Consider the following 11,827-nt stretch of genomic DNA (forward strand, 5'->3'; position numbering starts at 1 on the left):
CATCTTCATAGGAAGCGATGCAGGTATGAGCAACGACCATCCCTCATTTGGGCAGGCTCCCTCCGGGTCTCAGCCTCCCAGCATTGGCGAGCTTTTTGGCCGCATGACGGGGCAGATCTCTTCGTTGATTCGTGGAGAAATTGCACTGGCAAAGACTCAGGCAATGACGTTCCTGAACTACACAAAGGCAGGAATCGGCGCGTTGGCCGTTGCTGGCGTTCTTGCACTCTACGGTCTGGGCTGGCTTTTCCACAGCATTGAGCTTGCTCTGGTCCTAGTTCTTCCCGCATGGGCAGCGTCCTTGATCGTATGTGGCGGAATTTTCTTCTTCGTCTTGATCCTTGCACTCGCTGGAATTTCACAGCTCAAGAAGTCACGTGCGCATGTTCCCCATCCTCAAGATGGCTTGAAGGAAAGCATGGATGCCTTGAAGAAGGGAGCTCACAAAGATGAGCAATGATCAGCAGGCACTAACTCCCGCCCCCAGCGCCGCAGAAATCGAGGCGCAGCTTCGGGCAACCCGCGAAGAGCTGACGCAGACCGTCGATCAGCTTGTTGGTCAGCTTCAGCCTTCCTACCAGATCGAGCAGGCCAAGAATAAGGCTCGCCTCAAGGTCGAAGAGCTCAAAGTGCGCGCCCGTTTGATCACCGAGCAAGCCCGCGAAGGCGATCCTGAAGCTCTTAAGACTCTGGGAATTGTTGCGTGCTCCACGGCTGCAGTTGTCGGTCTTGTCGCATGGCGAGTCATTTCGCGTATCAAGAGGTCTCGCGCAAGCTTCTAGCGCTGAACGCGTAATTTTGGCTCCACCTAGCACTTCAGGTGGGGATCGGGCATCGTTTTTAGGTATGATGTTCCCACGAAACATTTTGAACACCTAGGGCACCGCTTGTGCGGACCCGACCGACGTAGAGGGGGTCGACGCCATGGGGCGCGGCCGTCAAAAGGCCAAGCAGACGAAAGTCGCACGAAAGCTGAAGTATTTCAGCCCTGACACCGACCTGGATGCACTCCAAAGGGAGCTTGCAGCCGGGCATGAGGCGCATAGCGAAGAGCAGCAGACAGACGAAGATGATCTGTACGCGCGCTACGCGGATTACGCCGAAGATGACCAGTCTGCAGATGATGATCATTGGGATGACGAAGATTACTGGACGTCCCCTTCCTCGCAATCGCGAAAGTAGCCGAGCTCTTCCGCTTTAAGACATACGGAAACGCCGTCAGACGGGTTTGCTATACCCTTCTGACGGCGTTTCTCTATGCGCAAGGGTAGGAAAAAACCAACTCTGGGGCCTATAAGCCTCTAAAGGCTTGAAGGAGCATCCGCACACTCTTTACCCGGATAAAACACAGTCCCGGTGGCGAATTCTCGCCACCGGGACCTGCGTTAGAGCGTCAGCTCGCTAGATGGTCAGCCCATCCTGCGACGCGATGCGATTGCAGCACCACCAGCAAGGAGAGCGGCCAAGCCTGCTCCCAGGAGGATTCCGCTGTCTGCACCGGTCTTTGCCAGAGGAGACTTGGGATTCTTCGGCTTATCCGGAGTGCTCGGCGGAACCGCCGGAGGATTCGACTCTGAGGGTGCGGGAGGCACCGAGGCAGTGGTCGACGTTGAGGGGCTCGGCGTCGTCGAAGTGGACGGCGACGGCGTGGGCGTCGTGCTCACTGCAGGAGTCGGGGTAGTCGTGGACGGGGTCGGAACCGGAGTGGTCGTCGACGGAGTCGGTGCAGGCGTCGTTGTAGAAGGCGTCGGAACCGGAGTGGTCGTGGACGGAGTGGGCACCGGGGTGGTGGTGCTCGGGGTCGGAACCGGAGTGGTCGTCGACGGTGTCGGAGACGGGGTTGGCGTCGTCGTCGAAGGTGTCGGCGAAGGCGTCGGTGTCGTGGTGGACGGAGTCGGCGAAGGCGTCGGCTTCGGCTTGGTCACGTTCGTCACCGTTGCGGTGTAGTCCTTTTCAGGATTAATCGTCAGGGTTGCAGTCTTCTTGTCTGCACCCAAGGTCACGCCCTCGGACTGATCAAAGACACCGGAGGTCGCGTTATCCCACAGAACACTTGCATCGGGAAGGTTCTTTTCCTTGATGCTGACCTTTGTTCCGATAGGCAGCTTGTCCGGGTAGGTGTAGGTCTGTCCCTTCTTAACAGTGACCGTTTCAGTCCTGTCAACACCGGGGCCCTTCAGGGTGACCTCGAAAGTGAAGTCCGGGTTCTCGGTCAGCGCTGCGGCAGAATCATCGACCTTCTTTGCAATAGAGAAGACCTGACGTGCTGCGGCACCTGCATCTGCGCCAAGGACGACGTCCTGAGCAGAGACCGTGCGGGTTTCCATATCATTCGCGGTAATAGTCGCGGTGTTCCAGTAGTGTCCGGAAACAACCTCGGGGGTGTGACCGTACAGAACAATGATCGCGAACTTATTTGCGGGAACCTCGGGAAGCTTGATTTCCAGCTTGTTCGCCGAGCAGCTGATAGTCGCGTTCTGACGAATTGCTCCGCCAGACACATCTGGCCCGTTGTAGCCGTTTGCGACCGAGTCGACAAGCTTGAGATTCGCTTCGTTGTTCTTCAACAGCGGTTCAAGATCATCGCAGTTGAAGTCCCACTTCGTGTCTTCGGAGTTGTCAACAACGCTGACGTTCTTCAGACCAGTATCACCACCGGGAACCGTGATACGCCACGCAAGCGTGCGGTTCCTGTTGTACATGTTGAAGAGCCAACCGTCCTTGCGGAAGTCCACGCCAACGCCGATTCCAGGCTGAATATCAACGTCAACCGACTTCGTCTCGGTCAGCTTGAAAGGCTGCTTCTTACCGACCTCGTTCTTGGACAGGGTCAGCTGTGCGGTAGTGATCACCCAACCGTCCCAAGAGGCTGCGCCTTCGGCCGCATCATTGAAGACGACCTTGACGTTGCCATCCTGGTCCCAGGTGCCACAGCCAATGATTGTGCCCGTCGAAGACTTCACGTCGAAGTTGAAGGGCATGATCGGCTTAGCGGACTGAGTCGAAACCTTGTACTGGAAGTATTCGCCGGCGTGAACCTTCGAGCTGGTAGACCACTTCACCTTGAAACCAACGGTCGCTCCGACAGTGAAACTGGTCTTCGGGGTGCCGTTTTGATCGGTCAGCTCAGGGTCACTGATCGTCACTTTTGACGTGATATTGGTTGTGGGTGCGGGGCAGCTTGCTGCAACCGCGGCGGGAGCGTGATCGGAAAGAACCTCAACAGCCCCGATTCCACCAACCGCTAGTGTCAGTGCTGCAAGTGCTGACACAGCGCGTTTCGTGCGTAGGTTTGACACAGTCAAAACTCCATAATTCACGAGTGAATAAATACTCTTAAAGAATACAGCACCTGAGCACGAATTTCATAGGCTTTTTTCAGACGAACTGGCTGTGATCAGCATCAATACTATCATCCAGCGAGACCAAAAAATCATCCTCATCAACCACGGCTCCGCCTGTAATCGCATGGATAATAGTTGCCGCGGATTCAATATCGCGGATCGATCGCATTCGTTCCAAGCGCTCACTGCGTGTGACAATCGCCTCAGGAATCTGGACCTGCCCCTTCGGGAGCCACCGCAGTCGATACTCAATAACTGCCCCCTGCGCCCACTGCTCCCATCGCAGTACGTGGGGAGCGTGCTCGACCTGGTGCGCCTCGATCATCATCATCGACTGATTGGCAATGGGGGTCAGCAGCGCATATCCATCAACTACCTGCTCCGAAGCCTCTGCACGCTCACGGTCACGAGTCAGCGCCTCGCGCAATTCATCACTAAGTTCGGGGGCCACCGAACGAAGCTCCCTCTCTGCTGCGGCTTCTCGACGCGTCTGAGGAGGCGCATCCTGGCCAATGAGCTCACGCGAATCGATGACCTCGGGGAAGGCAGCGGACAAGGCCTTGGCAAGCTGAGCAGGACCCAGCCAGCGCGGAGTATAGATCGCCAAGGACACCGCGGAATCCGGATCGGGTTGAATAATGCGGCCACTGCCCGCGATGCGCAGCGCACCCGCAAGGCGACGAGCCATCCGCTCCAGCACAAGCAAAACCTGGTACTCAGTACCGAAGGGCAGTCCCTCGGGGAAAGCCTCAGCCCAGCGATCACTGCCGCGCAATTCCTCGGGAACACGCGCGCCTCGCATCGGCTCACACTCCAAAACCCACGCGCTGGTCAGATCCGCACCCAAGCCAAGTTCGCCTCGGACATTGACGGGGAGAGACCAGGGGCCGGACAATTCCACTCCCCCGCGCAGGTGCAGGCGTCCGGGAGCCACCCAATGGGCCTCGTCCCAAGCGGAAACGGCAAGCGCCTCAAGCTCATCGTCCTCGACGGAAGCACCCACGCAGAAAAGGTGGTGATCCTGAGCAAGCTCAAGAGGCAGCGGCAAAATCTCCCGCTCACCCGCCGAAGCGCCCATAGATACGCGTGCCACGTGATCATCGATGCGGATCTCGCCGGTGTCGTTCACGCGCAGGGCGGTATCAAAAGCACGCAGCCCGCCGACTGAAGTCATCGAGGTCTGCGTCAAAGGATGCGAAGCAGTCTGACTCAGCGCGGATTCTCGTGCGCCACGCGCGGAATCGTGCGCTTCCCCAGCGGGGACCGCATCCATTCGTTCGCGAAATGACCGGCGACGAGGCGGCAGAGAGGCTTCCTGTCCCACGATTAGCGCTCGATACGGGTACGAGTGAAGCGCAGGTGGGTGCGCGAGGGCGTGGGGCCGCGCTGTCCCTGGTAGTGCGAACCGAGGCCCTCACTTCCGTAGGGGTGCTCGGCGGGAGACGACAGATCAAAGAAGCACAGCTGGCCGATCTTCATTCCCGGGTAGAGCAGAATCGGCATGGTCGCAGTATTCGACAGCTCCAGGGTGACGTGGCCCGAGAAACCGGGGTCAATAAAGCCAGCGGTGGAGTGAGTGAGAAGGCCCAGGCGTCCAAGCGAAGACTTACCTTCCAAGCGAGCCGCAATGTCGTCGCCCAGGGTGACCAATTCGTAGGTTGCGCCCAGCACGAATTCGCCGGGGTGAAGGACGAAGGGATCATCCGGTCCCACATCGACGCTGTGTGTGAGGTCAGACTGGTCGGCCGCGGGGTCGATCACCGAGTAGCGATGGTTGTCAAAAAGCCGAAAAAGCCGATCCAAGCGCACGTCAATACTTGCGGGTTGAATCAGAGAGCGGTCCAGCGGATCCAGTTGGATACGTCCGCTATCGAGGCTTGCCGAAATATCGCGATCACTGAGCAGCATGGTGCCATTCTCGCACAGTTTCGGCCGCCTATTGTGCCTCGGCGGGCGCGTTGGCTGACCGCTAAGCTACCTCTTGTGCCAACCCCAAATTACGAGATGCTTCGCGCCCCGATCCTCGCGTGGTACGAGCTCCATCGCCGCGAGCTCCCCATGCGCGCGAGCGACGTCTCACCGTGGGGAACCTTGGTCTTTGAGGTCATGAGCCAGCAAACCCCGATCCCGCGCGTGCAGCCAATTTGGGAGCGGTGGATGAGGCTGTGGCCGAGCCCTGCGGATTTCGCTGCCGCTTCCCCCGCCGAGGCTTTGGTCGAGTGGGCACACCTTGGCTATCCCTCGCGGGCACTGCGGCTTCGCGAGTGCGCGCAGGTGATTGTGCGCGAGTGGGGTTGCGAAGTTCCCGATAGCTACGAGGCCTTGTTGGCTTTACCCGGGATCGGCCCCTATACCGCGAGCGCTCTTGCTTCCTTCCAGTTCCACGAGCGCATTCCCGTCCTTGATACGAATATTCGCCGAGTTTTTGCACGCGTGCGTGACGGGGTGGAGTTTGCTCGGCGCAGTGCACCTTCGCGTGCCGAGTTCGCGGCCGCAGTTTGCTGGTTGCCCGAAAATGGTGTGGATTGCGCCCGTTGGAATGTGGCAATCATGGAGTTCGGGGCGGTCGTGTGCACGCAGCGCTCCCCCAAGTGCCAGGATTGTCCACTGCGCAAGGACTGCGCATGGGCAAACGCCGGTTTCCCGCCTGCCGAGGTGCGGCCTCGTGGGCAAAGTTGGAAGGGAACGGATCGCCAGGCCCGCGGCCGGGTAATGGCGGCGCTGCGGCGCTCTCCCGAGGGAATCTCCATTGACGAGGCCGTGGCTGCGGCACGCTTGGAAGGTGCGGATCCCGAGCAGGCGCCTCGGGTTATTGAGGCACTGATCAGCGATGGCCTGGTTGCCGAAGATTCGACAACCAGGCACATCACACTTCCTCGGGAGTGAGGAAGAAGGGAGGCCTTGGAGGGGAGGCCTATCCCTTCACGGCTCCAGCCAAGGCGAAGCTTCCTCCCGAGACCTTTTGCATGATCGCGTAGAGGATTAACGCCGGGCTGGAGTAGATCACAGCGAATGCGGCCAGTTTTCCGTAGACGACCGCGCCGTGCGTCCCAAAGAATTGGTAGATGGCAACGGCTGCGGGCTGAATGTCCGGGTCAGTCGTGAGGATGAAGGGGACGAAGAAGTTCCCCCAGGTCGCGGTGAAGATGAAGATGAAGACCACCAAGAGGCCCGGCTTCATCAGCGGTAAGACGATGGTGCGCAGTGCTTTGAGCGCGCTGGCACCGTCGACCCAGGCCGCTTCTTCGAGGGATACGGGGACTGAGTCCATGAAGTTTTTGAGCATCCACACTGCCATGGGCAGGGAGGTTGCGGTCATGAAGCAGATAATCCCCGGGATTGAATCGATCAAATCCATGCTGACAAAGAGCGAATATACGGGAACCATGAGCGCCGTGATGGGAAGGCAGGTTCCAAAAAGGATCGTGTACATGAATCCACGCGCGAAACGACTCTTGTAGCGAGAAAGCGGATAAGCCGCGAGCGCGCCAACGAACACGGTCAAAATGGCCGTGCCGAAGGAGAGAATCGCGGAGTTCCACAGCGGCAGCCACGTGCGATCAAATGTCGCAATATCCGAGTAATTCGAGGTCGTGAAGTGCTCGGGGATACTTAAGGACACCGTCGCTGTCGGATTGAAAGATGCGAAGAGAACCCATGCCAGTGGAACGACAAAGGAGATGCCGATCAGAGCAAGGATAGTGCTCGAAATCAGACGGACGGTCTTTTCTCGCGGATTAGCAACGGAGGGGATTCCTTTGCGCTGCGTAGCCATCAGTCCACCTCCGGCTTGAGAGCGCGAATGTAGACCAGCGCAAAGAGTGCACCCAGAACAATGGTCACGGTTGCAATAGCCGTTCCGTAGCCAATGAGGGAGTTCTTAAAGGCTTCTTGGTAAGCCATGACCGGGAGGGTCGTGGATTGAGTGCCCGGGCCACCGCCTGTCATAACCCAGAGAAGGGTGAAGACACCCAGGGTCTGAAGGGTCGTCAACAGGAGGTTTGTCGAAATAGAACCCTTGATCATCGGCAGGGTCACGAAGCAGAATCGCTGCCAGCCCCGTGCGCCGTCAACCTTCGCGGCTTCTTGAATCTCAGGCGGAACTTCGGCCAGCGCAGCGGAGTAGACCATCATCGAGAAAGCTGTTCCGCGCCAGATATTCGCCATGATCACGGAGAACATGGGGAAGGTCAACAGCCAGGTTGTTCCGCCGAGGCCGATGTAGCTCAGCAGCGTATTTAGCGTTCCGTCGGTGGAGAAGAAGGCGTAGAGCGCGAAGGCTGCGACGATCTCCGGCATAACCCACGCGATGACAACGACGCCGCCGACCAGGGTGGAGAGAATCTTGGGGGCTTTGCTCATGAGCATGGCAAGGGCTAGTCCCAAGATATTTTGGCCGATCACCGCCGAGGCGACAACGAAGATGATCGTCAGCAGGACCGCTTTCCAGAATGCTCCGCTGGACAGCAGATCCGCGTAGTTCTCGAGGCCGACAAATTCAGGATTTGCTGCTTTGTAGCCCGAGAGGGCGGCATTGGTCAAAGACCCATACACCGAATATGCAATGGGACCTACGAGGAACACCGCCATAAGGGCAACTGCTGGAAACAGAAGACCCATTCGGCCCGTTTGGCGGGCGGCGCGAGCAAGTAGTGTCTCGCGTCGCCCGCCAGGGGTCGCAGTGCTCTCGGTCCCCACACGAACCGAGGTGGACATGTTACTTCGCCGCTTCGACGTTCTTTTCGCCGACGATCTTCACCAGGCCCTCGTCGTAGGCCTTTGCGGCCTGCTCGGGGGTCTGTTCCTTCGTCACCACGGATTCGGTGGCCGTCTGGATATTTGTGGAGATCTGCGGGTAGTCAGGAGTTGCGGGACGGAAGTGCGTGTATTCAACAATTCCTGCGAAGAACTTGAAAGAGGGGTTGGCTGCGAGGTACTCGGGGTCAGAAACGATGTCCTTGCGGACTGCGATCGCAGAGGTTGCGATGGAGTACTGCAGGGAGCCCTTCTTGTTCAGCGCAGTCTTGACGAAGTCGGCTGCCAGTGCGGGATCCTTGGTTTGAGATCCGACAGAGAGAACCCAGCCACCGGAGAGAGTGGTGAATCCGGGTGCCTGTCCCTTCTGGGTCGGCATCTTTGCGAGGCCGATGGTTTCTTGCCATTCTGCCCACTTCGTCGACTCCTGCATCCACACGTAAGGCAGCCAGGAGCCATCAATATCAATGGCGAGCTTGCCCTTGGGAAGGAGTTCGGTGGACACACGGGTTCCAACAGCCTTATCCAGTGCGATGTCGTTGGAGGGAGTGAGGCCCTCTGAGTATGCGGTCTGGTAGAAGGTCAGTGCGTCCTTGAAACCTTGGGATCCCGTGACCCACTTGTTGGTGTCGGTGTTGTAGAGGGTGTCCTGGGTGCCGTAGAGCAGCATTTCAAAGCCCTGCATGCTGGTCTGTTCGCCACCTGCACGGCCCGCGTAGATGTTCATGGGGATGACGTCGGGCACCTTTTCCTTGATGGTGCGCGCAGCAGAAAGCAGGTCATCCCAGCTCTTAGGCTGCCAGTCAGTGGGCAGTCCTGCCTGCTCAAAGATCTTCTTGTTGTAGTAGATACCGCGAGTATCGGTGCCGAAGGGAACGCCGTAGAGCTTGCCGTCCAGGCCCTTTGCGCCCTGGATCGAGCTTTCGGGGTACTGGCTCCACTCATCCCAATTCTTGACGTAGTCGTCGATCGGGGCCAGGTATCCGGCTGCCGCATCACTCATGACCTGGAAGGTGTCTTCGTAGATGATGTCGGGAGCCTTGGACTTCGACTTGTTCATCAGCGCGAGCTTGGTCATGTACTGATCGGCGTCCGCTTCAACGGGCTGCAGATCGATGGTGACGTCCTTGTGAGTGGACTCGAACTCTTCCTTCGCGCGCTTCATGAAGTCTTCAATCTGCGGGAAGGACGAGGTCTTGTAATAGGTGACAACCAGCGATTTTCCTTCTGAGCTTCCAGAGGCGGCTTTGTCCTTGGATCCAGAGCAGGCGGTCAGGCCCACAGCTGCGATACCGACTACGGCAACAGCCGCGAGTGCACGTCGTGCCATTGAACTCTCCTTTGATAGTTCTGCGACTTCCTGTAGGTGGGCGGGTGGCCACACTGCCGTTCCCGCTCCCCCTCATGCCCCTTTGACACGGAAGTCCTTATGTGAACTGTATTACTACGTAGAAAGCCAATTCCAGAGTCCATGGATTGCACTTTGGTTACGAAGAGCACAAAAGATGCTGGATGCCCCCATCAAGGGCACTGAAATGAATAAACGCAGGTCAGCGCGTATATGAATGCGCTAACGGACCGCTGAGTTTTCTTTCACGAAACGATCAATCAGCAGCTGAATTTCATGCCAAGTCACCGATCCCGGCATTGACAAAGAACCGTGGAAGGTCCCTGCGAACATATGCATTTCTGCGATGCAACCGGCATCAACGAGGCCTGTTGCCAGCGCGATTCCCTCATCTCGAAGAGGATCGACGGGGTTGACAACGATGAGCGCGGGTGGGAAGCCTTCTTCCCTGAACTCTGCGCTCGGCTTCGGGAATGCCGCCTCGATCAGACGCAGGGGAATTGTTACTTCTGCATCCAAAGGAACACCGAAGTAGTGACGCCAGGCTCCAGCCGCCGCGCGACGCGTCCACACGGGACCCTCAGTGAAGAACCTGCTTGAGGGGGTCGACAGGGTCGGATCAACACAGGGCTCAAGCAAGATGATGCCCCTGATCAGGGATGCAATTCGTTTGTATCGAGCCGCGATTACCTCGTCTTGCGCCATTTGCAGACCCAACCCACACAGGCGACTCACCATGGAATAGGCCAGCCCTGCTCCCGCTGAATCCCCCAGGATGAAAGTTGGACGCTCGTGTCCGAAGCGCTCAAGGGCCTCGGCAAGCGCGGAAATGCAGTCGTCGACGGGGATCGGGAAGGGAAATTCGGGTGCGAGGCGGTACTCCGGAGAGACGATGATCGCACCGAAACGCGTGGCCAGCTCGTCGTTCTTCGCGTCATCGAAAGCGGCGCGGCCCGCGACGTATCCGCCGCCGTGGATCGAGATGATCAGGGGCGCGTCCTCAGCCAAATCGGCAGGAATAAAGGTGCGCCCGCGCGCGGTCACTTCGACTCTATTGTCTGCTTCGTGGGGGTTTGCCAGAAGCGCATCTCCCCCAGCGCGCATGGCGGGCAGATCCCACGTTGTTTGCTCGGGGGTTTCGGCGATGATCGGTGCGAGTTCGGGACGCAGGTAGATGGGATAGGTACTCATCGTTCCTCACTTGCTCGGCGCGACTCGGGTAAAGAATGCATCGACGGCGGCATAGAAGGGGGCGGGGGTCGAGTGGCGCACGCAGTGGCGCGCGCCAGGAATGAGCAGAGTTTCAACAGACGGGTTCCCCATTGCGCTGATCTCGTCAATCCCGCCGGGCCCGATCAGTACGTCGTCGCCATCGCCGGTCATGAGCAGGGTTGGTACTGAAATTGGGGCGAGGATTTCTTCGCGACTTCGGCTTCCACTCACGACTCCGCGGGCAAGGAAGTCGCGGTCGACTTGGGCTTTTCCTTGAGCCCAGCCGCCGGCCTCGGAAGGACTCCACTGGGGGTAGTCCTTGAGGAGGATGTCGATTTCGCGTCCCATCCACTGCGTGACTTCATCGCAGCGGGCGATACGGTCTTCGGCGCTTGCGCGGAAGTGCTCGCGCTGGTCGGGGGTGAGAAGTGCGGGGTCTTCCAGCACCAGGGCGTCAACGGGGGCGAGGCCTCGCGAAACGACGTCGGCCGCGGTCGCTCCGCCCATCGAGTGGCCGAGGAGGGCGACGAAGGGTGCGGGTGAGGATTCTTCGATTGTGCAGATTAACGAGGCCGCGCTGCTGACGAGCGCTTCGAAGGGGTCCTCGAGCTGCGTGGGAGTAAAGCACGGGGAACAGCCGTGTCCCAGGGCGTCGATCAAGACGACTTCATAGTCGCTGGACCAGCGAGCGGAGATATCACTGAGGGATGCGGCATTGTCGGTCACGCCGTGAAGCGCGTAGATACGTCCTTTTGAGGGGGTACCTGAAATATTCGCGGCAAGGCGCGCCGGGGTCATTGCTTCTCCTCCATGAGCATCCGCTCCGTATGCAGGAAGCATACAGGAAGTTTGCTGCTAATCTATGGGTACGCTCCACACACTCAATCATTCTGATCATCACGGAGGATGCCATGGATGAGAGCAAGATCGAAAACGTCATGTCTGAGCTGCTTGGCGAGGGCTATCGAATTGTCAGGGATAACGGCGAGTTGTCCCCGATGATCGAATGGGTCGACTGGGCGGGCGACCCCGACGACGAGGACGATGAAGAACGCGTCGAAGTGAATTTTGCCGACGGAACGATGGAGACCTACCCCATGGGTGTTCAGCTCCGTCAGATCTGGCATGAAGACGCGGAGTAAGGCGTACCTCCAGGCAACAAAAAGCG

General features: G+C 58.6%; 13 protein-coding genes. 5 read left to right on the top strand and 8 right to left on the bottom strand.

All coding sequences use genetic code 11. The features are described from left to right. Positions 1-25: 25 nt before the first annotated feature. The 3 genes from BQ8011_RS01415 to BQ8011_RS01425 all read left to right on the top strand — a co-directional run bounded on the left by BQ8011_RS01415 (position 26) and on the right by BQ8011_RS01425 (position 1,182). Complete coding sequence (locus tag BQ8011_RS01415; RefSeq protein ID WP_072456922.1) at positions 26-460, top strand: phage holin family protein; 435 nt, start codon at positions 26-28, stop codon at positions 458-460. Then, on the top strand, positions 450-782 hold the full coding sequence (locus BQ8011_RS01420) for a DUF3618 domain-containing protein (protein ID WP_072456924.1): 333 nt from the start codon (positions 450-452) through the stop codon (positions 780-782). The genes BQ8011_RS01415 and BQ8011_RS01420 overlap by 11 nt, the downstream gene beginning before the upstream one ends. A gap of 142 nt (positions 783-924) precedes the next feature. Beyond that, positions 925-1,182 (top strand): DUF3073 domain-containing protein, encoded by a 258-nt coding sequence (locus BQ8011_RS01425; RefSeq protein ID WP_034500508.1) that lies wholly within the window; start codon positions 925-927, stop codon positions 1,180-1,182. Between the two features lie 227 nt (positions 1,183-1,409). Here BQ8011_RS01425 and BQ8011_RS01430 read toward each other — a convergent pair whose 3' ends face one another. From BQ8011_RS01430 to dcd, 3 genes are all read right to left on the bottom strand, one after another. Further along, complete coding sequence (locus tag BQ8011_RS01430; RefSeq protein WP_072456926.1) at positions 1,410-3,299, bottom strand: Ig-like domain-containing protein; 1,890 nt, start codon at positions 3,297-3,299, stop codon at positions 1,410-1,412. 79 nt (positions 3,300-3,378) lie between these two features. Continuing rightward, entirely contained in the window at positions 3,379-4,668 is a 1,290-nt protein-coding gene (locus BQ8011_RS01435; protein WP_231945334.1) for a hypothetical protein, read from the bottom strand. Between the two features lie 2 nt (positions 4,669-4,670). Next, positions 4,671-5,252, bottom strand: a complete 582-nt coding sequence (gene dcd / locus BQ8011_RS01440; RefSeq protein WP_034500512.1) for a dCTP deaminase — start codon at positions 5,250-5,252, stop codon at positions 4,671-4,673. A 150-nt stretch (positions 5,253-5,402) separates the two neighbouring features. Here dcd and BQ8011_RS01445 point away from each other — a divergent pair, with 150 nt between their 5' ends. Further along, complete coding sequence (locus tag BQ8011_RS01445; protein ID WP_173656075.1) at positions 5,403-6,230, top strand: A/G-specific adenine glycosylase; 828 nt, start codon at positions 5,403-5,405, stop codon at positions 6,228-6,230. Positions 6,231-6,258: 28 nt separating this feature from the next. Here BQ8011_RS01445 and BQ8011_RS01450 read toward each other — a convergent pair whose 3' ends face one another. The 5 genes from BQ8011_RS01450 to BQ8011_RS01470 all read right to left on the bottom strand — a co-directional run bounded on the left by BQ8011_RS01450 (position 6,259) and on the right by BQ8011_RS01470 (position 11,499). Next, positions 6,259-7,119 (bottom strand): carbohydrate ABC transporter permease, encoded by an 861-nt coding sequence (locus BQ8011_RS01450; RefSeq protein ID WP_072456931.1) that lies wholly within the window; start codon positions 7,117-7,119, stop codon positions 6,259-6,261. Beyond that, entirely contained in the window at positions 7,119-7,964 is an 846-nt protein-coding gene (locus BQ8011_RS01455; RefSeq protein WP_081940736.1) for a carbohydrate ABC transporter permease, read from the bottom strand. The genes BQ8011_RS01450 and BQ8011_RS01455 overlap by 1 nt, the downstream gene beginning before the upstream one ends. A gap of 97 nt (positions 7,965-8,061) precedes the next feature. Next, the gene (locus tag BQ8011_RS01460) at positions 8,062-9,429 is read right to left on the bottom strand and encodes an extracellular solute-binding protein (RefSeq protein ID WP_072456935.1); all 1,368 of its coding nucleotides are present in this window, start codon (positions 9,427-9,429) and stop codon (positions 8,062-8,064) included. A gap of 240 nt (positions 9,430-9,669) precedes the next feature. Continuing rightward, positions 9,670-10,638 carry an alpha/beta hydrolase fold domain-containing protein gene (locus BQ8011_RS01465; RefSeq protein WP_072456937.1) on the bottom strand — a complete coding sequence of 323 codons (969 nt, stop codon included), beginning with the start codon at positions 10,636-10,638 and terminating at the stop codon, positions 9,670-9,672. Positions 10,639-10,644: 6 nt separating this feature from the next. Continuing rightward, positions 10,645-11,499, bottom strand: coding sequence for an alpha/beta hydrolase (locus BQ8011_RS01470; protein ID WP_231945335.1), 855 nt, complete (start codon positions 11,497-11,499; stop codon positions 10,645-10,647). Positions 11,500-11,570: 71 nt separating this feature from the next. Here BQ8011_RS01470 and BQ8011_RS01475 point away from each other — a divergent pair, with 71 nt between their 5' ends. Then, the gene (locus BQ8011_RS01475) at positions 11,571-11,801 is read left to right on the top strand and encodes a hypothetical protein (RefSeq protein ID WP_072457820.1); all 231 of its coding nucleotides are present in this window, start codon (positions 11,571-11,573) and stop codon (positions 11,799-11,801) included. The last annotated feature ends 26 nt before the right edge of the window (positions 11,802-11,827 follow it).

Origin of the sequence: Actinomyces marseillensis (genome assembly GCF_900155605.1) — a bacterium.
GTDB lineage: Bacteria > Actinomycetota > Actinomycetes > Actinomycetales > Actinomycetaceae > Pauljensenia > Pauljensenia marseillensis.